This is a genomic window from Kitasatospora sp. NPDC053057 (assembly GCF_044546945.1).
Taxonomy (GTDB): domain Bacteria; phylum Actinomycetota; class Actinomycetes; order Streptomycetales; family Streptomycetaceae; genus Kitasatospora.
Genome location: NZ_JBITZP010000001.1, coordinates 407,501 through 433,121, shown reverse-complemented (window position 1 = coordinate 433,121; position 25,621 = coordinate 407,501). Strand labels below are relative to the sequence as shown.

The following is a 25,621-nucleotide window of genomic DNA, read 5'->3' as shown; positions in this document are numbered from 1 at the left end:
ATGGGCCCGTGACCGACCTGACAGAACAGCAGAGACCGACCGAGCAGGCGCCCGGCCCCGCCGCCCCGTTCGCCGAACTGCTGGAGATCGAGCAGCTGGACGAGAACACGTTCCGGGGCCACTGCCACGCCGGCGCCCCGATGCGCGCCTTCGGCGGCCACGTCGCCGCCCAGGCCCTCGCCGCCGCCGGACGCACCTGCGCGGGCAAGCGCGCGGTGCACTCGCTGCACGGCTACTTCATGCTGCCGGGCGACCCGACCCAGCCCATCGACTACCAGGTCGAGCGCCTGCGCGAGGGTTTCACCTACAGCACCCGCCGGGTCCGGGCGGTGCAGGAGCGGAAGGAGATCTTCAACCTCACCGCCTCCTTCAAGCTCCCCGAGCCGGCCGCCGGCGACCGCCACCGCGCAATGCCCCCGCTGCCCGCCCCGGAGACCCTGCCCGACGCCTTCTCCCACCGGGACGAGGAGCTGAGCACCGCGATCAGGAGCTTTGACGGCTTCCGCGACCTCGAACTGCGCTTCGTGCCGCCGGACGCCCCGGGCATGCCGCCGGCCGTCCCCGGGATGCCGCAGCAGTTCGTCTGGCTGCGCATCGCCACCCCGCTGCCGGACACCGAGCCGCTGCTGCACACCTGCGCGCTCACCTACCTGTCCGACCTCACCCTGGCCTCCACCGCCGGACTGCACGAACAGCCGAACTTCTTCCAGCGCACCGAGCCGCCCCGGCTGCTGATGACCTCGCTGGACCACGCGATGTGGTTCCACCGCCCGTTCCGGGCCGACGAGTGGCTGCTGTTCGCCCAGCGCAGCCCGTCCGCCTCGGACGGCCGCGGTCTGTCGCTCGGCGAGTTCTACGACCTGGACGGCCGGCTGGTCGCCTCGGCCGTCCAGGAGGCGCTGATCCGCAGGCTGCCGTAGCGCTCCGGCGCTCCGACGGCCGCCCGGGGAGCCGCCGGATGCCCCGGCGCGTCCCCGGAGGAAGCCCGGTTGCCGCCGGGCGAACGGAAGGGGGCCGGTCGGCGTCATACTCCTGAGCGGCCCCGGCCCGTATCATGGTGCGGGTGACCAAGGTTGACCTGTCACCACGGCCGGTGGAGGCGATGTCTCCGCGTCAGCTCGAACGCCGCGAAAGCCTGATCGCGGCCGCGCTCGCCCTGGTGAACGAGATCGGCGTCGAGCGGCTGCAGATGAAGCAAGTCTGCGAGCGGTCCGGAGTCGCCCTGGGGACGGCGTACCGCTACTTCTCCTCCAAGGACCACCTCCTGGCGGCGGCGATCGCCGAGTGGCACCGCCAGCTGCTGGCGGACCTGGTGGCCGAACTGCGGGGGCCGCGCGCCGGGCTGGGAGCCACGGACCGGGCGGTGCGGTTCGTCCGGGGCGGGATGCGGGCCTACCAGCGCCAGCCCGAACTGGCCCGGCTACGGGTGGCCGTCGCCGCCTCCACCGATCCCTTCGCCAGCGAGGCCCTGCAGGGCATGGCCCGGGCCGACAGTGCCGCCCTCCAGGCGGTGACCGCCGAGGTGCCGGCCGCGGCCAGCGACCTGGTGCGGCACATCGTCGCGCACGCCTGGCAGGGCGAGCTGACCGCCTGGGTGACCGGCCGCACCACGCTCGGGGACGCCCGACGGCGGCTGGAGGACGTGGTGCGGCTGGTGCTGACCCCGTACGAGACCCACTACCCGGCCCCGTACGAGGTCCAGTCCACCGGCTGAGCCCGGGCCCGAGTCGACTCGGACCACCGTCCGAGGCGGCCCGGATCACCGTCCGGTACGGCTCAGACCACCGTCACCGGGTGCGCCACCACCGCGCCGAACAGGTAGCCCTCGCGGTTGAAGGCCTCCCGTTCGGGCTGGGTGGCGCCCCGGCGGTCCGTCGCGCGGGCGCGCAGCTCGTAGCGGCCGGGCCTTTCGGGGCGCCAGACGGTGCTCCAGCGCGTCCAGTCGCCGGCGCACGGCTCCTCCGCCAGCTCGGCGGTCCGCCAGCTCAGGCCGCCGTCGGTGCTCACCTCCACCTGCCGCACCGGTGCCGTGCCGGACCAGGACCGCCCGTGCAGCCGGTGCTCGCGCCCGGCCTCCAGCCGCGCGCCCTCGGCCAGTTCGAAGGCGGACTTGACCACCTGGGTGGTCAGCGCGGCCCCGCCGCCGGGCGGGTGGCCCGGGCCGAACATCCGGTAGAAGTCGGTGTTCCAGGGCGAATGGAGCGGGTGGTCGGCGACCTCGATGCTGCCGACCCACTTGATCGAGGCGATGCCGACCCAGCCGGGCACCACCAGCCGCACCGGCGCGCCGTGGTCCGGGGTCAGCGGCTCCTCGTTCATCTCGTACGCGAGCAGCGTGTCGTCCAGCGCCTTGGCGATCGGCAACGGGCGGCGCACCGGACCGTAGTTGGTGCCGTCGACGACGTAGTCCGGGTCCAGCCCGGTCGGCATTACGTCCACCGCCGCGTCGGTCAGCCCGGCGGCCCGCAGCACCTCGGCCAGCCGGACGCCCCGCCAGCTCGCCGAGCCGATGCTGCCGAGCGTCCACGGCGTGCCGGGGGTGAGCCGGCCCTGCTGACGGTGGAAGTAGCTGCGGCCGTTGCCGGCGCACTCGATCAGCGCGTGGATCGCGGTGGCCGGCAGCGCCCGCAGATCGTCCAGGGCGAACTCGACCGCCCGCTCCGGCGCCGGGGCGCCGCGCAGGCCGCTGCCGAACAGCTTCAGCCGCCAGCCGGCCGGGTCGATCAGCGGGGTGCTGGTGTGGTTGCGGACGAAGAACCGTTCCACCGGAACATGACGGCCGACGACGGCCTCGCCGTCGGCGTCGCGCAGCGCCTCCCACCGCATCTCGGCGTTGGTGTCGCGCTGGACGAACCACTGGGCAGGCAGCGGCTTGACGATTCCGGGCACGTTGACGCTTCCGGGCACGGGCCTGGGCACCTCCTCGGCGACCGCCCGGCCCGGGGCGAACACCGGAGCGGCCAACGCGGGCACGGTGAGCGCCCCGGCGGCGGAGCGCAGCGGCATCCGGACGGCACTGTCCGGATGGCGCTCCACGCCCCAGCGTAGGCGCTCCGGCGCGTTCCGTGACCGGGGCGCGGACGGCCGGGCTTTCCGCTTGACCTTCTCACCGGTGTGAATACCTAGCGTTCCCGGTGTCGGAACGGGCACCGCTCGACCAGGCGGCCCCTACGACCATGCACCCGTCCAGCCAAGCAAGCACCGAGGAGCACCCGTGCCGTCCACCGCCCCCGCCTTCGCCCGGATCGTCCAGGGCTCCGGCCCCGGCCTGCTGCTCGCCCACGGCGCCGCGGGCAGCGCCCGGGACAACTGGGGCCCACTGCTGCCCGACCTCGCCGCGCACCGCACCGTCGTCGCCCCCGACTACCCCGGCTCCGGCGACAGCCCGTACGAGCCCGGCGAGCCCACCCTCGACGAGTACGCCGACCGGCTGGTCGCCGCCGCCGACGAGGAAGGCCTCGACACCTTCGACCTGGCCGGCTTCTCGCTGGGCGCCGCCGTCGCCGTCCGGATCGCCAACCGCCACCCCGGACGGGTCCGCTCGCTGCTGCTGATCGCGGGCGTGGCCGGCGGTTCGGCGCGGCAGAGCGCCCTGTCCGAGGTCATGGTCAGGCTCCGCGACCGTCCGGCCGAGCTGGCCGACCTGATGCTCACCGTCGTCCTCGGCCACAGCTGGGTGGACGCGCTGTCCGCCGACCAGCTCGCGGCGCTGCGCGAGGGGCTCAGGTCCCCGCTGCCGGCCGGTTTCCCGCAGCAGTTCCGGCTCGCCGCCCGAACCGACGTCCGCGCCGAGCTGGCCTCGATCGCCGTGCCCGCGCTGGTCGTCGGCGCCGCCGAGGACATGCTCGTCCAGCCGTCCCAGCACCGCCTGCTGGCCGACGGAATCCCCGGCGCCCGCTTCGTCGAACTCCCCTGCGGACACCTGCCGATGGTCGAGGCGCTGCCCCAACTGCGCGAAGTGGTGCTGGAGTTCGTGAAGAGCTGAACCAGCGATCCGAATCGGGGGCCGGTACGGCCGGGAACACCCCGGCGGCGGCCCGCGTTGGCCCGGTCATGCGCATCGGAGAACTCGCCCGCCTGACCGGGGTGTCCGCCCGCCTGCTCCGCTACTACGAGGAGCAGGGCCTGCTCCGGCCCGCCCGAACCACGGCCGGCTACCGCGAGTACGGCGAGGAGGACACCGTACGGGTGTGGCAGATCCGCAGCCTGCTCGCGGCCGGCCTGCCGACCCGGATCATCGCCGGGATCCTGCCCTGCGCCACCGGCCCGGCGCCCGCCCTGACGGCCTGTCCGAGCCTGCTCGCCACCCTGCGCGGCGAACTCGCCGATCTGGACTCCCGGATCGACGAACTCACCCGCAGCCGCCGGGTGCTCTCCCACTACCTGGCGACCGCGCACGCGCCGATCGAGGAGCAGGCGGCCTGACCGGCCGGGGCGGGCGCGCGAGCGAGCCCGGACCTCCAGCACCGCACTCGGCCGGGTCCTGCACAACTTCGGCTGGCTGTTCGTGGTGGCCGCCGACGTCTTCCTCGCCCTCACTGTGCCGTGCTGCTGACCTTCAGCCCCTCCCCGCTTCCACCCCGCCCACGGCCTGCGGGACGCCGTACGGGTCGCCGTGGGCGAGGCCCTCGCCGAGCGCGGACGGCCCCACTGACCAGCGCATACACCCCACCCGCGGGTCGGGTGGGGCGTATGCGGCCAACCGACGCCCAACCCCCGTCGGGACTTCACCCGCGCGTACCGACCGTTCACACCGCCCTGGAACCCTCCCTGTCATGAACGCCAGCCCTCAGGCGCCCTACCAGGAACCGCGCTTCCCGCTCCCCCAGCGCCACCGTCGCCTCCTCGCCTGCACCGCCGTCCTCGCCTCCATCGCCCTGGGCGCTTTCGGCGTCGGCGCCACCGTGGAGACCGTCCAGCACGGCCCGCTCGCCACCACCACCGCGAGCAAGTAGCCGCCGCCTTCCGGCGCCGGACCCGGGGGCCGGTTCCTGACTGAAGATCATCACGCACTACGATCGTCCCGCAACACGACGCGAAGGGGATGCAGTGGCGCGGGTTGCGATCATCGGTGGCGGTATCAGCGGGCTGGGGACAGCACTCATGCTCGGCCGACGGGGCCACACGGTCACGTTGTTCGAACAGGACACCCGGCAGGCCGAGGAGGACCTGGACCAGGACTTCTACCAGTGGAACCGGCCCCGGGTCCCGCAGGCCAACCAGCCCCACTCGTTCCTCGCACCCGTACGCACCGTACTGCGCACCGAGGCCCCCGACGTCCACGCGGACCTGCTGGCCCGCGGCGCCCGGGAGTACCACGACTTCGACTGGTTCGACGAGCACCCCCCGCACCGGGCCGGCGACGAGGAACTGGTGACCCTGCGCACCCGCCGCATCGTGCTGGAAGCCGCCCTCACCGCAGCCGTACGGCGCGAACCCACCGTCGAGGTGCGGCAAGGCTTCCGGGTGAGCGGCCTCACCGCCGAGGACGGCGACCCGCCCCGGGTCACCGGCGTGCGGTCGGGCGCGGAAACCCACCCGGCGGACCTCGTGGTCGACACGGCCGGCCGCCGCTCGCCGGTCCCCGCCTGGCTGGTCGCGGCCGGCTGCCGCCCGCCCGTGGTCGACAGCCACCGCACCGGGATCACCTACGTGTGCCGCTGGTACCGCCTGCGCGCTGACGGCCCGCGCGACCCCGGGCGGGTGAAGACCGGATCCGCCGCCGGGTTCGCGCTCGCCGGCGTCTTCCCTTCCGACAACGACACCTTCGCGCTGAGCATGGTGATCTCGACAAGCGATCCGACCCGCGGCGCCCTCACCGACCCGGCCGTGTTCGAGGCCGTCTCCCGGCACTTCCCCGCCTGCGCCGCCTGGCTCGACCTCGACCCCGAACCCCGGTCGCCCGTCCTCGCGATGGCCGGCCTGGACAACCGCTGGACCTCCCTCACCGACGACACCGGCCCCGTCGTCACCGGCCTGGTCAACGCCGGGGACAGCCTCGTCCACACCAACCCCACCCTCGGCCACGGCGTGGCCCTCGGCCTGCGCGCCGCCCAGTACCTCGCCCACCACGCCGACCAGGTCGCCGTGGACCCCACCGGCTACCACACCTGGACCACCGAGACCCTCCGCCCCTGGTTCGACGCCCAGGTCACCGCCGACCGCGCCAACGAGAAACGCCTCAGCGACAGTTCGGCCCTCCCCGACCGCCGGGCCGCCGCCCTCGCCGCCTGCGCCTTCGAGGACCCGGTCGTCATGCGAGCCCGCGCCCACGTACGCCACCTCGTGCAGACCCCCGACGTCGCCTACGCCACCGAGGAGGTCGAGCGCGCCATCACCACCTGGCTCGCCGCCCACCCCGACTTCACCCCCCACCACGACGGCCCGACCCGCGACCAGTGGGACGCCCTGATCCCTGCGTGACCCCCGCCACTCGGCCCGGCCCCGAGCCGAGCCGGGTCCTCACTCGACAGCTTCTACCGTGGCCAGGAGCACGGCGATCAGAAGCAGCTACGGACGGCGCTTGGCGAACAGGCCGGGTTCGGGCTCGGTCAGGACGCCGAGGCCGACCAGGAGCAACAACGCCAGTGGCCCAGCGGGTTACTGCGTGCGCAGGCCCTCGCGAGCCGGGGGCGGGATGGTGGGGCGGGAGTGGCGGCCGGTGCCGGGGGTGGGGTGGAGATCCGGGGCCGGGGCGTAGCGGGCGGCCGGGGGGCGGAGGAGCCAGGTGGTGCGGGGGGTGGGGGTGATCAGGCCGAGGCGGTGGAGGAGGTCGAGGGCGTCGCGGCGCAGGGCGGTGCGGTCGGCGAGGTACCGGGCGGGGAGGTCGTGGTCGTCGGCGATGTCGCCGAGGACGCCGTCTATCAGCGCGTCGGGGATCGGGACGTCGCCGTCGGTGGCCTCGCCGGGCAGCGGGCGGACCTCCTCGACCAGGCGTTCGACCAGCAGCAGGGTGGCCTGGGCGAGGGTGCCGGCGCCGGGGAGTGCGAGGTCGGTGAGTTCGGCGGCCGGGTCGAGCAGGGCGACGCCCTCGGCACGCGGTTCGGCCTCCAGTCCGAGGAACTCCGCGAGCGCGGCCGGGCCGCTGAGCCGGTGCTCGCGCAGCCACTCCCGCTGGTCCTCGGGGAGGTCGGCGGCGAGCACGACGGGCGTCTCGGCGAGGAGGCGGCGCACGGCGGTGGCGGGTTCGGCCTCGGCGGCGCGGCGGATGAGGTCGGCGGCGTCGTCGGCGAGCGCGGGCGGGCCGGCCGGGACGGCGCGGGCGAGTTCGCGGTCGACGGTCAGCACGAAGGCGGTGTCGCCCGGGTCGGCCGGCAGTTCGCCCAGCACCTGCCAGTCGGCCAGTGCGGCGAGCGCCATGTCGAGGGCCGCCGTGCCCGTCGGGTCCGCCGGGTCCGGCGCCTCGGCCGCGAGGTCGGGCGCGGCCGCCCGCATCGCCTGGAGCAGTCGCCCGTAGGGGAGTTGCTCGGGGGCGTCGACGAGCAGGGCGAGGGCGAGGGTGAGCCGCGCGTAGCCGGCCGGGGTGAACGGGGCGCCGGTGGCGGGGTGTTCGAGGCGGCGGGCGGCACCGGGGCCGAGGCCGGCCTTGCAGAGCCGGGCGTGCCAGGGGCCGACGACGAGGCGGTAGCCGAGCAGGGTGTCGAAGCGCTCGGTGAGCCAGTCGCGGTGACGCCTGATCAGCGGGAAACCATCGGCGTGCGGGCCGGAGGCGGTGACCAGCGGGTGGGCGAGCAACAGCCGGGCGGCGATGCGGCGTTCGGCGTCCGGGAGTCCCTCACCGGAACGATCCTGCACGTCACAGGGCGCCTCCGGGAGCGCACGGCTGCGCTCCGGCCTGCGGTGCCTGCCGGGCCTGCCCTGCTTCGCGCCTGACCGGACGACGGGCAGTGCGGCCGCGTCGCGGCGGGCGCGGCGCAGGCCGCCGTCGGTCCGGGCCTCGCGGGCGCGCGGGACGGCGGCGGCGTGGGCGGTCGGGCCGTGCCACCAGCTGACGACGGGGTCGGCGGGTGCGGCGGCGGCGCCGAGGTGGCGGGCGGGGTAGAGGCCGAAGGAGGCGGTGCACAGGTCGTCCGCGGTGCCGGGGGTGGCCGCGGCGAACCAGTGGGCGAGCCGCAGCAGTCCCGGGTCGGGCGAGAGCCCTTCGGCGGAGGTCTGCGAGCCGTCAGCTCCGCTCGCGGCCACCGCATCAACGGGGCCGGACTCGCAGTCGGACGCGCGTTCGGACGCATATTCGGGCTCGCAGTCGGACTCGCGTTCGGCTTCGCGTACGGCGAGGAAGGCGTCGGCGGTTCCCCGTCCTGCCCCGCCCGTGCGTCCGTCCGGCCTGCCGGCGGCCACCCGGGTGGCGCCGACCGCGTACTCCTGCTGCTCCATGTCGGAGTCAAGACTAGACGGTGACCGGGTCACCCGGTGGCAGCAACCGTCCTCCTGAGGAAGTCTCCGCAGGAGCCGTCGAATCGGCCGCCGGCCCTCCGCTCTCCGGCCGGGCCGTCACCGCCCGCTCCCTGGAGGGGTTACGCGCCGGTAACCTGGTCTTCCCCCACCTGGCCGGCCCCCGTAGGGTCGGTGGATCTCCCCAGCCGAGCGACCCCGGAGGCAGCATGAACATCCGTATGACCACCCGTGCCACCGGCCTCGGCGGGCGCCTGCTTTCGGCCACCGGCCTGCTCGGCGGCTTCGCGGCCACCTCGGCGGCGCACCTGGGTTCGATCCTGTCCGGGGCCTCGGTGCTGCAGAACGCCACCAAGCCGGCCCTGATGCCGCTGCTGGCCGCGCACAGCGTGTCGGCGGCGGGCTCCGCCGGGCGCGAGGCGCCGAAGCTGCTGGCCCCGGCGCTGCTGGCGAGCGCGGGCGGGGACGTGCTTCTGCAGCTGAAGGACGACACCGCGTTCCTGGCCGGCATGGGCTCGTTCGCGGCCGCGCACGTCTGCTACGTCACGATGTTCGTCCAGCGCGGGGCGTTCACCGACCGCCGCCGCGCCCTGGTGGTCGCGGCCGCGTACGCGACGGCCTGGGTGGGACTGGTCGGTCAGCTGTGGCCGGACCTCGGGGAGCTGAAGGTCCCGGTGGCCGGGTACAGCCTGCTGCTCACCTCGACGGCCGTCACCTCGGCCGGGCTGGGCTGGCGGACCGGGCTGGGCGGGGCGCTGTTCCTGCTGTCCGACACGCTGATCGCCACCCAGCTGGCGAAGTGGCGCGAGCTGCCGGGGCACCAGTTCTGGATCATGGCGACGTACGTGCTGGCCCAGTACCTGCTGGCCAGCGGCATCCTCCGGCACGAGGAGCAGCGGGAGCGGGCGGCCGTCTGACGCGTCGAGGCGCCGCCGGTCCCGTCAGGGTCCGGCGGCGCGCGCGGGTGCGGAGGGGGTGGGGCCGTCAGGCACTGCGCCTCCGGAGCAACCAAAAACCGCCGAGGCCGCCCGCGACCAGGGCCAGCCCTCCGGCCAGCTCCGCGGGGTTCGCCGCGACCGAGCCGCCGAGGCCGGTCTTCACCGCGCCGTGCGGGGCGACCTGCTGGCTGCCGGCGCCGGACTGGCCGAGCGAGCCGGCCCACTCCCCGGCCGCCTTGCCCCAGTCGCCGAGGCCCTTGTCGGGGCTGGTGGCGGCGACGGTGGTGACGGTGACGCTGGTGGAGAAGGCGCCGCCGTCCGGGCAGGTGCCGTCGACCTTGCTGTCCCCGTTGTGCTGAGAGGCCAGCCGGGCGGAGCCGGTGTGCTTGCCGTCGGTGCCGAGGGTGAGGGTCGCGGGGCCGCCCTCGAAGGCCGCGGAGTGGGCGGTGATGGTCTTGGCGTCGGGCTTGTCCGACCTCTCGCAGGAGACCGTGACCGTCACGGTCTGGCCCGGTGCGGCCCGGGACGGGCTGACCGAGGCCGCGCCGTCCCTGGCTGCTGCGAGGGGGGCCGTCAGACCGGTCAGCACCGTCGCGCCGATCAGGGCGGCGGCGGCCGTACGCATGGGGCGCATGCCGAAACCTCCGGGATTCTCGGGCGCAGCCGGGGACTCCCATGTCCACGTGGTGTTTCAACTGCACCCGGTCATTCACCGACGGTAGGCAGGGGCTCCGAGCCCGGCCACCGCTCAGGGCCGTTCGAGCGACGGCCCGTCACGCAGTGTGACTTCGCTCGGATCCCCCGAAACCTCAGAGGTCCAGGTCCACCACGACCGGGGCGTGGTCCGAGGTGCCCTTGCCCTTGCGGGCCTCGCGGTCCACGTAACTGTCGGTGACGGCGTCGACGAAGGGCTTGTTGGCGTAGGTGAGGTCGATCCGCATGCCCCGGTTCTTCGGGAAGGCCAGCTGGCGGTAGTCCCAGTAGGTGTAGGGGCGGTCGTACTTCAGCGGGCGCGGCACCACGTCGTGCAGGCCGATCTCGCCGAGGGCCTCCAGCGCGGCACGCTCGACCGGGGTGACGTGGGTGAGGCCCTCGAAGGCGGCGATGTCGAAGACGTCCTCGTCGGTGGGGGCGATGTTGAAGTCGCCGAGGACGGCGAAGGGGCGCGGGCCGGCCGCATCCTCGGCGGCGGCCTTGCGCAGCGCCTCCAGCCACTCCAGCTTGTAGCGGTAGTGGGCGTGATCGACCTCGCGGCCGTTGGGCACGTAGACCGACCAGACCCGGACCGGGCCGCAGGTGGCGGCGATGGCGCGCGGCTCGACGTCGGGCAACAGGGCGCCGTCGGCCAGGTAGCCGGGCTGGCCGGGCAGGCCGCGCACGACGTCGTCCAAGCCGAGCCGGGAGACGATCGCGACGCCGTTCCACCGGCCGGTGCCGTGCGCGGCCGTCTCGTAGCCGAGTTCGCGGACCTGCTCGAACGGGAAGGCGTCGGCCGCGCACTTGAGCTCCTGGAGGCAGAGCACGTCGGGCTTGGCGCTCTCCAGCCACTCCAGGAGCTTGGGCAGCCGCGCGGTGACGGAGTTGATGTTCCAGGTGGCGATGCGGACGGTCACGGCGGGCGGCCTTCCCGGTGGTTCGGTCGGTACGGACGGGGGTGGGCCCGCCCCGGAGGGAGGCCCACCCCGAACATACCGCCCGGCACTGACAACCCGGCCGGATCGGCCCCAGGGCCGTACGCCGGCCGGTCCGCTCAGCCCGCGGGCCGGACCACCGCGGCCGAGCCGCCGCCGCGCCGCACCGGTTCGGCGGCGGCCACCCAGCGGCCGTCCGGCAGCCGTTCCACGCCGGTGGCGGCGCCGATCTCGCCACCGTTGCCGAACCGGTGCCCCAGGCTCTCCAGCTCGGCCCGTTCCGGCAGTGCCAGGAAGCCCGGCTCGGCCTGGGTGACGGCGGAGTTGCGCTGGCTGGCGCGCGGCGCGGCGATGGCCTGCTCCAGGCTCAGCCCCCGGTCGAGCCGCCCGAGCAGCACCTGCAGGGTGGTGGTGATGATGGTCGCGCCGCCGGGGCTGCCGGTGGCCAGCAGCGGCTCGCCGTCGCGCAGCACGATGGTCGGGGACATCGAGGAGCGCGGCCGCTTGCCCGGGCCGGGCAGGTTGGGGTCGGGGACGCCGGCGGTGAGCGGGGCGAAGTCGAAGTCGGTCAGCTCGTTGTTGAGCAGGAAGCCCCGGCCCGGGACGGTGATGCCGCTGCCGCCGGTCTGCTCGATGGTGAGGGTGTACGAGACGATGTTGCCCCAGCGGTCCGCCACCGTGAGGTGGGTGGTGTTGGGGCCCTCGTACGGCTCGGCGACGGCCTGGCCGGTGTCGGCGCAGTCGGCCGGGTGGCGCGGGTCGCCGGGGGCGAGCGGGCTGGTGAGGGCGTGGTCGGGGCTGATCAGGCAGGCTCGGGAGGCGGCGTAGCGCTCGGAGAGCAGCTGCTTGGTGGGGACGTCATTGAAGGCCGGGTCGCCGACCCAGCGGTTGCGGTCGGCGAAGGCGATCCGCGAGGCCTCCAGGAAGTGGTGGTAGTACTGCGTGCTGCTGTAGTCCGAGAGGTCGCCGTCCTCCAGGATGTTCAGCGCCTCGCCGACGGTGGTGCCGCCGGAGCTGGAGGGGGCCATCGAGTAGACGTCGTAGTCGCGGTAGGCGACGTGGGTGGGTGCCTGCCGGCGGACCTGGTAGGCGGCCAGGTCGGCGGTGTCGACCTTCCCGGGGCGGGCGTTGCGGCCGGAGGCCGGGTCGACCGGCGGGTGCTGCAGGGTGTTGACGATGTCCTGGCCCAACTCGCCCTGGTAGAAGGCCTTCACGCCGTCCTTGGCGAGCAGCTTGTAGGTCGCGGCGAGGTCGGGGTTGCGCAGGACGGAGCCGACCTCCGGGGGCTTGCCGTTCGGCAGGTAGAGCTTGGCGGTGGCCGGGAAGTCCTTGAACCGGTCGTAGTTGTCGGCGGTCTGGCCGCGGAAGGTGTCGTCGACGACGAAGCCGTTCTCGGCGATCCGCTCGGCGGGTTCCAGGCTCTGCGCGAGCGAGCGGGTGCCCCACTGGCGCAGTGCGGAGTCCCAGGTGGCGGGGGTGCCGGGGACGCCGACGGACAGGCCGCTGGTGACGGCGTCGGCGAAGGCGAGCGGCTTGCCGTCCTCCAGGAACAGCCCGCTGTCGGCGGTGTGGCCGGCCACCTCCCGGCCGTCGATGGTGTGCACCCGTCCGGTGGCGTGGTCGTAGTAGACGAAGTACCCACCGCCGCCGATCCCGGACGAGTACGGCTCGGTCACCCCGAGCGCCGCGGCGACGGCCACCGCCGCGTCCACCGCGTTCCCGCCCTTGCGCAGCACCTCGATCCCGGCGGCGGTGGCATCGGCGTCCACGGACGCCACCGCCCCGCCCCACCCCACCGCCTCCGGCACCTTCGGCGGCGGCGCCGCGGCCCCGGCGGGCCCGGTGGTGGCCCAGACCAGTGCGGTGGCGAGCAGCAGTGATGGCGCGAGACGGGTCAGAGCCCTCATCCGAGTCCTCCTGGGTCGACGTCAACTCACCAGTTGTTCCACAGGAGCGGTAATCCGACAACCACACCGCACCGCTACCGATGGGTAGTTGACGTGCCGATGGACCCGGCCAATCGGAGGTCACGTTCCGGATTCGGTTCCGCGCAATCCGGAACCTCTCTTTATGTGATCTATATACGGTGTGAGGGTTCGCCACGTCCCCACCACCAGAAGGACCCGGCTCCTCCGTGTATCCGCCACCACCCGCGTCCCCGCCCTCCCAGCCACCGGCAGTTCCGCCGCACCGCCCCTGGTGGCAGCACCGCGGGGTGCACGCCGCCAGCTTCCTGGTGTTCCCGGTCGCGGCCTTCGCGATCGCCTGGACCTGGCCCCGACCGCTCTGGCGCAAGCTCACCAGTACGGTGGTCGCGGCGTTCTGCAGCCTGGTGTGGCTCGGCGCGCTGCTCGGCCCCCAGCCGACCACCCCCGCACCCGCCCCTGCGCCGGTCGCGGCGACGGCCAGCCCGTCCGCCGCCCCGACGCCGTCCGCCACGCCGACGCCCACACCGGACCCGACGCCGACGGCAACGCCGGCCCCGGTCGAGACCCCGACGGCCACGACCGCCCCGGAACCGCCCGCGCCGACCCAGGCCCCGCAGAACCACACCGAGCCCCCGGCCCCGGCCCCGGCCCCGGCCCCGGCCGCACCCAAGCCCACCCCGCACCCCACCGCCCAGCCGGCCGGGCCGGGCACTGGTGGAAGCACGGGTGGCGGGAGTAGCTCGTCGAGTGGTGGCGGCGGGAGCAGCTCGGGCGGATCCGGCACAGGAGGGTCCGGCTCGGGAGGGTCCGGCACAGGAGGGTCCGGCTCGGGAGGGTCGACCTCCGGCGGGTCCGACTCCGGCGGGTCCGGCTCGGCAGGCGGCTCCGCCGGAACCGTGCACCCGGGAGCCTTCTGCTCCCCGGCCGGCGCGACCGGCGTCACCACGAAGGGCACCGCGATGGTCTGCGGCCCCGGCAGTGACGGCCGGGACCGCTGGAAGTCGGCCGGCTGACGGGCGACGATTGACGGCTGACAGGTTTCAGGGTTCAGATTTCAGCGAACAGATGACGTTATCTGTTCGCTGAAATCTGTCAGCTGAACCTTGTCCGCCGTCAGCCGCCCCGCGCCGCGTCCGCCGCTACAGCGCGCTGCGCTCCACCCGCCGCCGCTTGATGGTGCGGAACCGCCGCGCCACCTGGCGGGCCAGGTCGGCGGCGCCGACGAGGCCGGCCTCGTTGCCGAGCGCGGCGTGGACGATGCTGGCCTCGGGCCGGAAGCCGCGGCCGGTCAGGGTGCGGCGGAAGGTGTCCCGGGCCGGGCCGAGGAGCAGGTCGCCGGCCTCGGAGACGCCACCGCCGATGACGAAGCGTCCCGGGTCGAGGCCCGCGGCGAGGTTGGCGATGCCGACGCCGAGCCAGGTGCCGACCTCGTAGAGCAGCTCGATGGCGGTCGGGTCGCCGTCCTGGGCGGCCTCGGTGACCAGCGGGCCGGTGATGCCCTCGACCGCCCCGCCGGCGCGGGCGAGCAGCGGCTGCACCACCGGGGACTCCTCGGCGACCAGTTCGCGGGCGTCCCGCACCAGCGCGTTGCCGGAGGAGTACTGCTCCCAGCAGCCGCGGTTGCCGCACGGGCAGCGGTGCCCGCCGGGCACCACCTGCATGTGCCCGAACTCGCCCGCCAGGCCGTACTTGCCGCGGTCGACGTAGCCGTCCCGGACGACCGCGCCGCCGATGCCGGTGCCCAGGGTGAGCATCACCATGTGGTCCTCACCGCGCCCCGCGCCGAAGCGCCACTCGGCCCAGGCGGCCGCGTTGGCGTCGTTCTCCACGATCACCGGGAAGCGCAGCCGCTCGCTGAGTGCCTGCTGGAGCGGCTCGTTGCGCCAGTTGAGGTGCGGGGCGAAGAGCACCCGGGAGCGGTCGGCGTCGACCCAGCCCGCCGCGCCGATGCCGACCGCGTGGACGTCGTGCCGGTCGGCGAGCTGGAGCACCAGCTCGACGATGACGTCCTCCACGACCTTGGCGCTCTTGCTCTTGTGCGGGGTGTCGGTGCGCAGCTTCTCCAGCACCTTGCCCTCACCGTCGACCACCCCCGCGACCACCTTGGTGCCGCCGATGTCGACGCCGATGGTGGGCAGCCGCAGTATCCCGGCGGGCAGGGCGCGGCGCCGGCGCTCGGCGCGCGGGCCGAGGCCGAGCAGGGTGGGCAGGACGGCCGGCCGGGTGGTGCCTTGGGGGCTGGTCACGGCTGCGGACGCTCCTCACGGGTCTCACGGGTCTCACGGGATTCAAGGGAGTCGGCGGGACCGGCGAACTCGGCGGAACCGGCGACCGACGGCCGGGCCAGCTCGTGCGAGAGCTCGGCGAGGTCGGAGCCGCCGGCCATCTCGGTGGTGAGCTGTTCCAGGCTGATCTCGGCGCGCGGGTGGCTGCCGGCCATTCGCCCCCGCTTGAGCAGGGTGAAGTGGTCGCCGACGAGGTACGCGTGGTGCGGGTTGTGGGTGATCAGGACGACCCCGAGCCCGGCGTCGCGGGCCGCGGTGACGTACTTGAGCACCACCCCGGACTGCTTGACGCCGAGCGCCGCGGTGGGCTCGTCCAGGATCAGCACCTTGGCCCCGAAGTGCACGGCACGGGCGATCGCCACGCACTGGCGCTGCCCGCCGGAGAGGGTGCCGATCGGCCGGTCGACGTCGTGGAGGTCGATGCCCATGTTCGCGAGCGCCTCGCGGGTGGTGGCGCGCATGCCGTCGGCGTCCAGCCGCAGGCCGCCCCAGCGGCGCATGCCCCGTTCGGAGCCGAGGAAGAAGTTGCGCCACACCGGCATCAGCGGGACGACGGCGAGGTCCTGGTAGACGGTGGCGATGCCGAGGTCCAGGGCCTGGCGCGGGGAGTCGAGCCGGACCTCCTCGCCGCCGACGGTGTAGGTGCCCTCGTCGTGCCGGTGCAGCCCAGCGATGATCTTGATCAGGGTGGACTTGCCGGCCCCGTTGTCGCCGAGCACACAGCTGATCTCGCCGGCCCGCAGGGTCAGCGAGACGTCCTGCAGGGCCCGGACCGAGCCGTACGTCTTGCCGACGCCGACCAGGGAGAGGAGCTCGCCACCCGGGGAGAGTTCGTCGTTCATCGCGGCCCCCGTTCGGCCCGGCGCTTGACGTAGGCGTTGAGCAGCGCGGCCAGCAGCAGCATCGCGCCGAGGAAGAACTTGAACCAGTCCGGGTTCCACTGGGCGTAGATGATCCCCTTGCTGGCCATGCCGAAGATCAGCGCGCCGAGCGCGGAGCCGACCACCGAGCCGTAGCCGCCGGTGATCAGGCAGCCGCCGATGACGGCCGCGACGATGTAGATCAGCTCGTTGCCGACGCCCTCGCCGGACTGCACGGTGTCGAAGGAGAACAGCAGGTGCTGCCCGAGCACCCAGGCGCCGAAGCCGACGCCCAGGTAGAGCACCGTCTTGGTCCGGGCGACCGGCACGCCCACCGCGCGGGCGGCTGCCGCGTCGCCGCCGACGGCGAAGATCCAGTTGCCGAAGCGGGTGCGCAGCAGCACCCAGCTGCCGACCACGAGCAGGCCGAGCCACCACCAGACGGTGGCCTTGATCGCCAGCCCGCCGATGTTCAGCTCGGAGGCGAACAGCCAGCGGCAGGTCTCGAAGCCCTGCATGTCCGCGATCGACTTGGTGGAGACCGTCCCGGAGACCGCCTTGGTGACGCCGAGGTTGGCGCCGGTCAGCATCAGGAAGGTGCCCAGGGTGACGATGAAGCTGGGCAGCTTGGTGCGGCCGAGCATCCAGCCGTTGAACCAGCCGACCGCCAGCGTGGTCGCCAGCGAGACCAGGACGCCGACCCAGGTGACGGCGGTGAACTGGTACGAGACCATCGAGGAGGTCAGCGCGGCGGTGGTGACCAGCACGCCGGCCGACAGGTCGAACTCGCCGCCGATCATCAGCAGCGAGACCGGCACGGCCATGATGCCGATGGTGGAGGCCGCGTAGAGGACGGTGCCCAGCGAGGAGACCCGCAGGAAGGGCTCGGAGGCGGCGGCGAAGACCGCGAACACCGCGACGGCGGCGATCAGCGAGCCGAGCTCGGGTCGGGCGAGGAGCCGCCGCAGGGCCGCCGGGCGGTCCTGGACGAGCAGGTCGGGGGTGGTCGAGGCGCTCACCTGGTCCCCCTCGCGACGTACTCGGCGAGCGCGTCGGCGTTGTCCTTGGTCAGGATCTGCGGGCCGGTCGCGACGGGCTTGCCGCCGCCGAGCATGTCCAGGTTGGACTTGTACAGCCACAGCAGGTCGACGCCCTCGTAGCCCTGGAGGTAGGGCTGCTGGTCGACGGCGAAGCCGACGCTGCCGGACTTCAGCCCGGCCACCACCTGCGATCCCAGGTCGAAGGTGTCCAGCTCGACGCTGCGGTGGGCGTCCTGGACGGCCTGCAGCCCGGTGGCGGCCATCGGGCCGGAGAGGGTGAGCACGGTGTCGATGGAGGGGTCGGCCTGGAGCTTGGCGGAGATCGCGGCCCGGGCGTCGGGCATGTCGACGCCGTTCACGTAGAGCACCTGGAAGCCGCCGCCGGCCTTGGACTGGGCGCCCGAGCAGCGCTCCTCCTGGCCGACGTTGCCCTGCTCGTGGATCACGCAGAGCACGTTCTTGCGGCCGCGCGAGGCCAGCTCCGTTCCGGCCGCCTGACCGGCCGAGGACTCGTCCTGACCGATGTGGGTCAGCGCCCCGAACTTCGCGGAGAACTCCTGCCCGGAATTGATCGTGATCACCGGGATGCCGGCCGCCTTGGCCTTGCCCAGGACGTCGGCCATCGCGTCGCCCTTGGCGAGGGTGACCAGCAGGCCGTCGACCTTCTGGTCGATGGCGGCCTGGACCAGCTGGACCTGGTTCTGGGTCTGCGCGTCGTTGGAGTACAGGAAGGTGATGTTGTCCTTGGCGGCGGCCTGCTCGGCGCCCTTGCGCACGCTGTCCCAGAAGGCGTCCCCGGCGCCGGCGTGGGTCACCATGGCGACCTTCCAGCGCGGGGTGGTGACGGCGCTGCCACCGGCGGCCGCGGCCTTGGCGCGGGCCTCCTCGGCGCGTCTGCCTCCGGTACTGCTGCAACCGGCCGCGGTGACCGCGAGGGCCAGGACGGCGCACACGGGCCAGAAGCGGCGGGACGGGCGAAAGCGGGTAGTGCTCATCCCCATAGTCTCTCTGGCCCCGCCGCGCGGGATCGCACCGCCTCGCCCGGCGGCGCGAACGGCCCGGAAGGTAAGGTGCCCCGGGGGACCTTCCTGGAAGTTCGCTGAACATCTGGTCCGGAGCACCGCCGTCCGGGTGACAGACTAGGCGCCGACCCGAAGCGGGAACACCTCGGAAACGTGATGTTCCTCTCAGGTTCCGCACAGATTCGGACGGCAACCGATCATCGGTTCTCTGCCGTCTGATGCCATTGACGTGCGTTCGGGCGACTGGGGCCCGGGCGGCGAGCGACCCGGATACGAGAACTTGATGGAACTGACAGGTACGCCATTCTTCATCCTCACCGTCATCCTTGTGCCGGTGTCCATCACGGTGGCGCTGCTGTTCTGGGGGAAGGTGCGCGGCCCCCAGCCGGTGCGCACCCTGTCCCGGATCGTCATGATCATGTTCTGCCAGGTCACGGCCGTGCTGATGGTCTTCGTGATGGTGAACAACGCGAACCTGATCTACGGCAACTGGGACGACCTGCTCGGCACCGGTGACCACGTCCGCGCGGTGCCCTCGGTGCCGCCGGCGGACCCGGCGGGCAACGGCCAGTCCGGCGACGCCGGCAAGCAGCCCCCGAAGGTGCTGCAGAAGTTCGGCGGCGTGAACGACCCGGCGGTGCCCGGCGACGTCCAGAAGACCGAGCTCAAGGGCCAGGTGTCCGGCGTCGACGGCGAGGTGCTGGTCTGGCTGCCGCCGCAGTACAACGACCCGGCGTTCAAGGACAAGAAGTTCCCGGTCGTCGAGCTGATCCCCGGCTACCCGGGCTCCTCCTCCACCTGGTACGGCACCCTGAAGGTCTCCGAGCAGCTCAAGCCGCTGATGCAGCAGGGCAAGGTCGCGCCGTTCATCCTGGTCTCGCCGCGCACCCTGCTGCTGGGCAGCCACCAGGACGCGGGCTGCACCGACATCCCCGGCAAGATCAACGCGGACGCCTGGATCACCCGCGACGTCCCGCAGATGGTGATGGACAACTTCCGCGCCGACCCGTCCTCGGACCGCTGGGCGATCGCCGGCTACTCGGCCGGTGCCCACTGCGCGGCCAAGCTGTCGCTGGCCCACCCCAACCGCTACCGGGCCGGCATCGCGATGTCCGGCTACAACGACCCCGCGGTCGAGCCCGACTCGCTGGTCGGCAAGGACGCGAAGCTGCGCGAGGCCAACAACCCGGTCAACATCCTCAAGTCCGCCCAGCAGCCGCCGAAGGTCGCCCTGCTCGTCAGCGGCGCCAAGGGCGACGGCTACGAGGACGGCCAGGCGCTGGCCACCGCGGCCAAGGAGCCGACCAAGGTCCAGGTCGAGGAGAGCACCGGCCCGCACACCACCGACATGTGGAAGAAGATGGTCCCGAGCGCCTTCGAGTGGCTGACCGGGGTCATCCCGGTGCAGTGACCGACCGTCACGACCGACCGGTTGTCACGACTGACCATCACGACTGAGGGCCCGCCGCGAGCGTTCGCGGCGGGCCCTCGGCCGTTTCCGGCTTTGCCAGCCTTTTCCCAGGAACCGACCGGACACGATCAGGATCGACCGCACACCGACCGACACTGCCAGGAACCGGTCAGGCCTCCCACCAGACCACCGATCAGACCACCGGCCGGACCGCCGATCCGGCCTCCCACCAGGCCGCCGATCAGGCCAGTTCCAGCGCCAGGTAGAAGTCCACCCGGTCCTCCAGCCGGGAGAGGTCCCGCCCGGTCAGCTCCTCGATCCGGCCGATCCGGTAGCGCAGGGTGTTGACGTGGACGTGCAGCTGCCCGGCGCAGCGGGTCCAGGAGCCGTCCGAGCGCAGGAAGGCCTCCAGGGTGCGGACCAGGTCCGCCTGGTGCTCGATGTCGTACGCGATCACCTTGTCCAGCAGCCGGCTGCGGAAGGCACGGCGGACCTCGTCCGGGACGGCCGCCAGCAGCAGCACGTGCGAGGCCAGCTCCTCGGGGCCGGCCACGCAGACCCGGCCGACTCTGGCGGCGGCGATCCGGCGGGCGTGCCGGGCCTCCTCCAGGGCGCCGCGCAGGCCGCCGGCCTCGGAGGCGGGGGCGGAGACGCCGAGGGTGATCCGGCCCTCCGAGCCGAGTCCGGCCTCCAGCGGGGCGAGGAGTTCGCGCAAGGTGTCGGCCGGCACCGGGGTGTCCAGCGCGGGCAGCACCACCACGGCGCCGTTGCCCGCCCCGGCGACCAGGGCGCGGTCGGTGGTGCCGCCGAGCGCCTCCTCCAGGACGGCCCGCACCGTGCCCTCCGGCAGGCCGGTGCCCTCGGCGCTGAGCACCAGCCAGGAGGTGTCCCGGGCCTGGGACTTGGGCTCGGGGCTCTCGTAGCGGGCGGCCATCGCCGTGGAGGCGTACAGGGTGCGGCTGATCTCGGCCGGGTCGGCGTCGCGGCGCAGCAGGGCGAGCAGTTCGTCGGCCAGTCGGCGGCGCAGCCGGCGGCCCTCGTCCCGGCGGTGGCGCTCGGCGGCGACGAGGCGGGCCAGGTTCTCGGCGAGCTGCTGGCGCTTGGTGGTCCACTCGGTGACGTCGCCGGCCACCGCGAGCACCCAGTCGGCCAGCAGCGAACCCGTCTGCGGCGCCTCGGGCCCGGCGGAGGCCCCGGCGGGCAGCAGCGAGTAGGCGCCGCCGGCCAGCCGGGCCCGGTGCGGGGGCCGGCGGCGCTGGCGCTGGGCGGCGAGGTGGGCGCGGACCAGTTGGTCGCGGTCCTCGGCGGTGAGCCGGTCGGCCGGGCCGGCGATCACCGCGCCGGTCGGGGCGAGCACCCAGCAGTCCAGGTCGAGGTCGCCGCCGAGCAGGTCCAGCACGGCGTCCAGTCCGCCGCCGCCGGCCGCCGAGACCAGCAGCCGGTGGCGGTCGACCAGGGCGGCGAGGTCGGCGGCGCGGTCGGCGGAGACCTGACGGCCGATGAACTCGGTGACGGTGCCGAAGGCGATGTCGTCGGGGACGGCCAGCAGCGGCATCCGGTGCCGGCGGCAGGCCTCGACCAGGTCCTCGGGCACCGGGCCGACCTCGGCCTCGCCGGCCGCCAGGGCGACCGCGCCGCCGGCCGCGATGGTCCGCACGAACCGCTCGGAGTCGGCCGGGCCGCCGCGCCAGAGCATGCCGGTGAGCACCAGCTCACCGCCGTGCAGGTAGCGGCCGGGGTCGTGCAGGTCCGTGGTCATCACACCGCTGACCTGCCGGTCCAGCTCCTCCTCGGCCGCGAGCAGGCGCAGTCGTGGGGCGCCGGGGGCGAGCAGGTCACGGACACGCATCCGCGGACTCCTTACGGGGGCTGGAACGGGGATCGGGGGGCTGGAACGGGGATCCGGGGGCCGGATCGAGGGGGTGGGGGTGGCCGGACGCGTGGTCCGGGGGTGACAGTGTGCCCGAACATCCGTGCTCGGCGTTACGTACCAGCGGGTCACCGGGTCACGGGGCCGTAGCCCGCGAATCACGGCCGGATTACGGTCGTAGGTAGCACCCGGCGAACACCTGGGCTGCGGGATTCTCCTGCTTAGAGGAACGTACAGGATGCCGGGCGGGCTCACAGCCGGGGCTTCATGCCATCGGTGACTGCCAGTGGCCCCGGTCACAGGAGTTCACTGGGCGACACGCCACCGGACACCCGGTCGGCGAAGACTTGAGGAGACACCCGCATGGAGTTCCTTCGGCCCGCCACCTGGGACGAGGCTCTCGCGGCGAAGGCTGAGTACCCGACCGCGTTGCCCATCGCGGGCGGCACGGACGTCATGGTCGAGCTGAACTTCGACGTGCACCGGCCATCCGCGATTCTCGACCTGAACCGCGTCACCGAGCTCACCGAATGGACGAACGACGGCAGCGTCGTCCGGCTCGGCGCCTCCGTCCCGTACGCCCGGATCATCTCGGAGCTGTCCGGGCCGCTGCCCGGGCTGGCGCTGGCGGCCCACACCGTCGGCTCACCGCAGATCCGCAACCGCGGCGGCGTCGGCGGCAACCTGGGCGCGGCCTCCCCGGCCGGTGACTCCCACCCGGCGCTGCTGGCGGCCGGGCGGGACGTGTACGTCGAGGCGGCCTCGGTGCGCGGCACCCGGCTGATCCCGATCGACGAGTTCTACGTCGGGGTCAAGCGCAACTGCCTGGAGGCCGACGAGCTGATCCGGGCCGTGCACGTGCCGGTCGCGGACGGCCCGCAGCAGTTCTCGAAGATCGGCACCCGCAACGCGATGGTGATCGCGGTGTGCGCCTTCGGCTTCGCCCTGCACCCCAAGAACGGAACCGTCGGCACCGGGATCGGTTCGGCTGCCCCCACGCCGCGCCGCGCCGTCGAGGCCGAGGAGTACCTGCAGGGTGTGCTCGCCGAGCGCGGGCTCTGGGAGACCGGGGAGCTGCTGGGCACCGAGGTGGTCCAGCGCTTCGGCGAGTTGGTGAAGGCCGCCGCCTCCCCGATCGACGACGTCCGGGGCACCGCCGACTACCGGCGGCACGCGCTGGCCGTGATGGCCCGCCGCACCCTCACCTGGTGTTGGAACGACTACAGCAAGCAGATCAGGAGCGCGGCATGAGGGTCACGTTCACCGCCAACGGCAAGCCGGTCGAGGCCGACGACGTGTGGGAGGGCGAGAGCCTGCTCTACGTGCTGCGCGAACGCGTCGGCCTGCCCGGTTCGAAGAACGCCTGCGAGCAGGGCGAGTGCGGTTCCTGCACCGTCTACCTGGACGGCGTGCCGGTCTGCTCCTGTCTGGTCGCGGCCGGCCAGGTGCAGGACCGCGAGGTGCGCACGGTCGAGGGCCTGGCCGAGGAGACCGGCGAGCTGGGCCTGGTCCAGCAGGCGTTCATCGACGCCGGGGCCGTCCAGTGCGGCTTCTGCACTCCGGGGCTGCTGGTGCAGACCGACGCCCTGCTGGAGAAGGACGCCCAGCCGAGCGACAACGACATCCGCGAGGCGCTGTCGGGCAACCTGTGCCGTTGCACCGGCTACGAGAAGATCATGGACGCGGTGCGGCTCGCCTCGGCCCGCAAGTGCGCCGGGGAGGGATCGGCATGAGCACCCGCACCATCCAGGGCCAGAAGAACCTGCAGAACATCAACCAGGCCTCCAAGGACGGCATCGGCGGCTCGCCGCTGCGCCCGGACGGCAACCTGAAGGTCAAGGGCGAGTTCGCGTACTCGTCCGACATGTGGCACGAGGACATGCTCTGGGGCATGGCGCTGCGCTCGCCGCACCCCCGGGCGAACATCCTCTCGGTGGACATCTCCGAGGCGCTCAAGGTGCCCGGCGTCTACGCCGTGCTGACCCACGAGGACATCCCCGGCTCCAAGTACTACGGCCTGGAGATCCAGGACCAGCCGGCCCTGGCGATCGACAAGATCCGCTACCACGGCGAGGCGATCGCGCTGGTCGCCGCCGACCACCCGGAGACGGCCCGGCGCGCGGTGAAGAAGATCAAGGTCGAGTACGAGGTGCTCACCCCGATCGTCACCGAGGAGCAGTGCCTGGACCCGGAGACCCACGGGTACGTCCACGAGCCGCACGAGTACAAGTCGCACGCGTACGGCAACATCTGCCACGAGCAGAAGCTGGTCTCCGGCCTCGGCGTGACCGACGAGGTGCGGGCGATGGCGGACGTCATCGTCAGCGGCGACTACGAGGTCGGCATGCAGGACCAGGCCTTCCTCGGCCCGGAGTCCGGTCTGGCCGTGCCCGCCGAGGACGGCGGCATCGACCTCTACATCGCCACCCAGTGGCTGCACGTGGACCGGGAGCAGATGGCCCCGGTGCTGGACCTGCCCGAGGAGAAGGTCCGGCTGACGCTGGCCGGCGTCGGCGGCGCCTTCGGCGGCCGCGAGGACATCTCGATGCAGATCCACGCCTGCCTGCTGGCCCAGCACACCAACAAGCCGGTCAAGATCGTCTACTCCCGGGACGAGTCCTTCTACGGCCACGTCCACCGCCACCCGGCGAGGATGCACTACGAGCACGGCGCCACCCGCGACGGCAAGCTGGTCTTCGCCGACTGCCGGATCGTGCTGGACGGCGGCGCGTACGCCTCCGCCTCCCCCGCCGTGGTCGGCAACGCGGCCTCGCTCGGGCACGGCCCGTACGTGATCCCGAACGTGAAGATGCACGCCATCGCGCTGTACAGCAACAACCCGTCCTGCGGGGCGATGCGCGGCTTCGGCGCGGTGCAGGCGGCGTTCGGCTACGAGTCGCAGATGGACAAGCTGGCCGTCGAACTCGGCATGGACCCGGTGGAGCTGCGGCAGCTGAACGCCATGTCGGAGGGCGACTTCATGCCCACCGGCCAGCAGATCGACTCCCCCGCGCCGGTGGCCGAACTGCTGCGCCGCGCCAAGGAGATGCCGCTGCCGCCGCCGCTGGACACCGAGCACCTGGACGTCCGCGCGCTGCCCGGCGCGCTGTCCAACACCTCGCACGGCGAGGGCATCGTGCGCGGGGTCGGCTACTCGGTCGGCATCAAGAACGTCGGCTTCTCCGAGGGCTTCGACGACTACTCCACCGCCCGGGTGCGGCTGGAGGTGATCGGCGGCGAGCCGGTCGCCATGGTGCACACCGCGATGGCCGAGGTCGGCCAGGGCGGCGTCACCGTGCACGCCCAGATCGCCCGCACCGAGCTGGGCGTCGAGCAGGTCACCATCCACCCGGCCAACACCGAGGTGGGATCGGCCGGTTCGACCTCCGCCTCGCGCCAGACGTACATGACCGGCGGCGCGGTGAAGCTGGCCGCCGAGGCCGTCCGGCGGGCGCTGGTCGAGAAGGGCCGGCGCCGCTACGGCTGGACCCACCAGGACATCACGCTGGCCGGCGGCAAGGTCGTCTCGGAGAGCGCCGGCGTGCTGGTGCCCATCGTGGACCTGCTCGGTGACGAGGCCATCGACCTCACCCGCGAGCACCACCACCGGCCCACCCAGGCCTTCGACAAGGAGACCGGCCAGGGCTTCGGCCACGTCCAGTACACCTTCTGCGCCAACCGCGCGGTGGTGGACGTGGACGTGGAACTGGGCCTGGTCAAGGTGGTCGAGCTCACCGCCGTCCAGGACGTCGGCAAGGCGCTCAACCCGCTCTCCGTGGTCGGCCAGATCCAGGGCGGCTGCACCCAGGCGCTCGGACTCGCGGTGATGGAGGAGATCATCGTCCGCGACGGGAAGGTGCGCAACGCCTCCTTCACCGACTACCTGATCCCCACCATCCTGGACACCCCGCCGATCCCGGTGGACGTCCTCGAACTGCCCGACCCGCACGCTCCGTACGGGCTGCGCGGCGTCGGCGAGGCGCCGACCGTTTCGGCGACCCCCTCCATCGTGGCGGCCATCCGCAACGCGACCGGTCTCGCGCTCAACCGGATCCCGGTCCGGCCCGAGCACCTGACCACCGAACAGCCCGGCTGATCCCGGGAGTTCCGAGCAGTGCTTCCCGGGGCGGCGACGAGTCTTCCCCGCCGCCCCGGGACCCCCCACCCGCTGCCCTCCCACGCCGGGGTTCCGCAGTGCGCACCACCCTCATCTGCACCGCTGGCACTCCCCCCGACGAGTGCCCC

Annotated in this window: 22 protein-coding genes; 12 read left to right on the top strand and 10 right to left on the bottom strand. The window is 73.3% G+C overall.

The features are described 5' to 3' along the window. Positions 1-8 precede the first annotated feature (8 nt). Both ACIG5E_RS01965 and ACIG5E_RS01960 read left to right on the top strand, forming a co-directional pair. Positions 9-920 (top strand): acyl-CoA thioesterase, encoded by a 912-nt coding sequence (locus ACIG5E_RS01965; protein ID WP_396530855.1) that lies wholly within the window; start codon positions 9-11, stop codon positions 918-920. A 143-nt stretch (positions 921-1,063) separates the two neighbouring features. Next, positions 1,064-1,714, top strand: a complete 651-nt coding sequence (locus ACIG5E_RS01960) for a TetR/AcrR family transcriptional regulator (RefSeq protein ID WP_396530854.1) — start codon at positions 1,064-1,066, stop codon at positions 1,712-1,714. Positions 1,715-1,776: 62 nt separating this feature from the next. Here ACIG5E_RS01960 and ACIG5E_RS01955 read toward each other — a convergent pair whose 3' ends face one another. After that, the gene (locus tag ACIG5E_RS01955) at positions 1,777-3,006 is read right to left on the bottom strand and encodes a sulfite oxidase (RefSeq protein ID WP_396531016.1); all 1,230 of its coding nucleotides are present in this window, start codon (positions 3,004-3,006) and stop codon (positions 1,777-1,779) included. Between the two features lie 208 nt (positions 3,007-3,214). Here ACIG5E_RS01955 and ACIG5E_RS01950 point away from each other — a divergent pair, with 208 nt between their 5' ends. From ACIG5E_RS01950 to ACIG5E_RS01935, 4 genes are all read left to right on the top strand, one after another. Next, complete coding sequence (locus tag ACIG5E_RS01950; protein WP_396530852.1) at positions 3,215-3,985, top strand: alpha/beta fold hydrolase; 771 nt, start codon at positions 3,215-3,217, stop codon at positions 3,983-3,985. 68 nt (positions 3,986-4,053) lie between these two features. Continuing rightward, entirely contained in the window at positions 4,054-4,425 is a 372-nt protein-coding gene (locus tag ACIG5E_RS01945; protein WP_396530851.1) for a MerR family transcriptional regulator, read from the top strand. A gap of 350 nt (positions 4,426-4,775) precedes the next feature. Beyond that, positions 4,776-4,955 carry a hypothetical protein gene (locus ACIG5E_RS01940; RefSeq protein ID WP_396530850.1) on the top strand — a complete coding sequence of 60 codons (180 nt, stop codon included), beginning with the start codon at positions 4,776-4,778 and terminating at the stop codon, positions 4,953-4,955. A 148-nt stretch (positions 4,956-5,103) separates the two neighbouring features. Then, complete coding sequence (locus tag ACIG5E_RS01935) at positions 5,104-6,423, top strand: FAD-dependent oxidoreductase (protein WP_396530849.1); 1,320 nt, start codon at positions 5,104-5,106, stop codon at positions 6,421-6,423. A gap of 177 nt (positions 6,424-6,600) precedes the next feature. On the opposite strand, the gene ACIG5E_RS01930 is transcribed toward ACIG5E_RS01935, so the two are convergent. Beyond that, complete coding sequence (locus ACIG5E_RS01930; RefSeq protein WP_396530848.1) at positions 6,601-8,373, bottom strand: DUF2398 family protein; 1,773 nt, start codon at positions 8,371-8,373, stop codon at positions 6,601-6,603. A gap of 227 nt (positions 8,374-8,600) precedes the next feature. On the opposite strand from ACIG5E_RS01930, the gene ACIG5E_RS01925 reads away from it, so the two are divergent. Continuing rightward, complete coding sequence (locus ACIG5E_RS01925) at positions 8,601-9,308, top strand: lysoplasmalogenase (protein WP_396530846.1); 708 nt, start codon at positions 8,601-8,603, stop codon at positions 9,306-9,308. A 67-nt stretch (positions 9,309-9,375) separates the two neighbouring features. Here the strand turns inward: ACIG5E_RS01925 and ACIG5E_RS01920 are convergent, their stop codons facing one another. The 3 genes from ACIG5E_RS01920 to ggt all read right to left on the bottom strand — a co-directional run bounded on the left by ACIG5E_RS01920 (position 9,376) and on the right by ggt (position 12,867). Continuing rightward, entirely contained in the window at positions 9,376-9,963 is a 588-nt protein-coding gene (locus ACIG5E_RS01920) for a hypothetical protein (RefSeq protein WP_396530844.1), read from the bottom strand. Positions 9,964-10,138: 175 nt separating this feature from the next. Then, positions 10,139-10,942 carry an exodeoxyribonuclease III gene (locus ACIG5E_RS01915; protein ID WP_396530843.1) on the bottom strand — a complete coding sequence of 268 codons (804 nt, stop codon included), beginning with the start codon at positions 10,940-10,942 and terminating at the stop codon, positions 10,139-10,141. Positions 10,943-11,079: 137 nt separating this feature from the next. Continuing rightward, positions 11,080-12,867, bottom strand: coding sequence for a gamma-glutamyltransferase (gene ggt, locus ACIG5E_RS01910; RefSeq protein WP_396530842.1), 1,788 nt, complete (start codon positions 12,865-12,867; stop codon positions 11,080-11,082). A 308-nt stretch (positions 12,868-13,175) separates the two neighbouring features. Between ggt and ACIG5E_RS01905 the strand changes: the two genes are divergently transcribed. After that, complete coding sequence (locus ACIG5E_RS01905; protein ID WP_396530841.1) at positions 13,176-13,901, top strand: hypothetical protein; 726 nt, start codon at positions 13,176-13,178, stop codon at positions 13,899-13,901. 126 nt (positions 13,902-14,027) lie between these two features. Here the strand turns inward: ACIG5E_RS01905 and ACIG5E_RS01900 are convergent, their stop codons facing one another. The 4 genes from ACIG5E_RS01900 to ACIG5E_RS01885 are packed head-to-tail and all read right to left on the bottom strand — an operon-like array spanning position 14,028 to position 18,068. After that, on the bottom strand, positions 14,028-15,134 hold the full coding sequence (locus ACIG5E_RS01900; protein ID WP_396530839.1) for an ROK family glucokinase: 1,107 nt from the start codon (positions 15,132-15,134) through the stop codon (positions 14,028-14,030). After that, positions 15,131-16,015, bottom strand: a complete 885-nt coding sequence (locus ACIG5E_RS01895) for an ATP-binding cassette domain-containing protein (protein WP_396530838.1) — start codon at positions 16,013-16,015, stop codon at positions 15,131-15,133. The genes ACIG5E_RS01900 and ACIG5E_RS01895 overlap by 4 nt, the downstream gene beginning before the upstream one ends. Beyond that, the gene (locus ACIG5E_RS01890) at positions 16,012-17,052 is read right to left on the bottom strand and encodes an ABC transporter permease (protein ID WP_396530837.1); all 1,041 of its coding nucleotides are present in this window, start codon (positions 17,050-17,052) and stop codon (positions 16,012-16,014) included. Before ACIG5E_RS01890 ends, ACIG5E_RS01895 begins: the two co-directional genes overlap by 4 nt. After that, positions 17,049-18,068, bottom strand: coding sequence for a substrate-binding domain-containing protein (locus tag ACIG5E_RS01885; RefSeq protein WP_396530836.1), 1,020 nt, complete (start codon positions 18,066-18,068; stop codon positions 17,049-17,051). Before ACIG5E_RS01885 ends, ACIG5E_RS01890 begins: the two co-directional genes overlap by 4 nt. Before the next feature lie 361 nt (positions 18,069-18,429). On the opposite strand from ACIG5E_RS01885, the gene ACIG5E_RS01880 reads away from it, so the two are divergent. Next, the gene (locus ACIG5E_RS01880; RefSeq protein ID WP_396530835.1) at positions 18,430-19,506 is read left to right on the top strand and encodes an alpha/beta hydrolase; all 1,077 of its coding nucleotides are present in this window, start codon (positions 18,430-18,432) and stop codon (positions 19,504-19,506) included. A gap of 241 nt (positions 19,507-19,747) precedes the next feature. Here ACIG5E_RS01880 and ACIG5E_RS01875 read toward each other — a convergent pair whose 3' ends face one another. Beyond that, positions 19,748-21,355: a PucR family transcriptional regulator gene (locus tag ACIG5E_RS01875; protein ID WP_396530834.1), complete on the bottom strand. Its 1,608-nt coding sequence runs from the start codon at positions 21,353-21,355 to the stop codon at positions 19,748-19,750. A 384-nt stretch (positions 21,356-21,739) separates the two neighbouring features. On the opposite strand from ACIG5E_RS01875, the gene ACIG5E_RS01870 reads away from it, so the two are divergent. Genes ACIG5E_RS01870 through pucD form a run of 3 tightly spaced genes read left to right on the top strand, consistent with a single transcriptional unit; the run spans position 21,740 to position 25,472 of the window. Next, positions 21,740-22,627, top strand: a complete 888-nt coding sequence (locus ACIG5E_RS01870; RefSeq protein ID WP_396530833.1) for an FAD binding domain-containing protein — start codon at positions 21,740-21,742, stop codon at positions 22,625-22,627. Beyond that, the gene (locus ACIG5E_RS01865; protein ID WP_396530832.1) at positions 22,624-23,109 is read left to right on the top strand and encodes a (2Fe-2S)-binding protein; all 486 of its coding nucleotides are present in this window, start codon (positions 22,624-22,626) and stop codon (positions 23,107-23,109) included. The genes ACIG5E_RS01870 and ACIG5E_RS01865 overlap by 4 nt, the downstream gene beginning before the upstream one ends. Next, entirely contained in the window at positions 23,106-25,472 is a 2,367-nt protein-coding gene (gene pucD / locus ACIG5E_RS01860) for a xanthine dehydrogenase subunit D (RefSeq protein WP_396530831.1), read from the top strand. Before ACIG5E_RS01865 ends, pucD begins: the two co-directional genes overlap by 4 nt. The last annotated feature ends 149 nt before the right edge of the window (positions 25,473-25,621 follow it).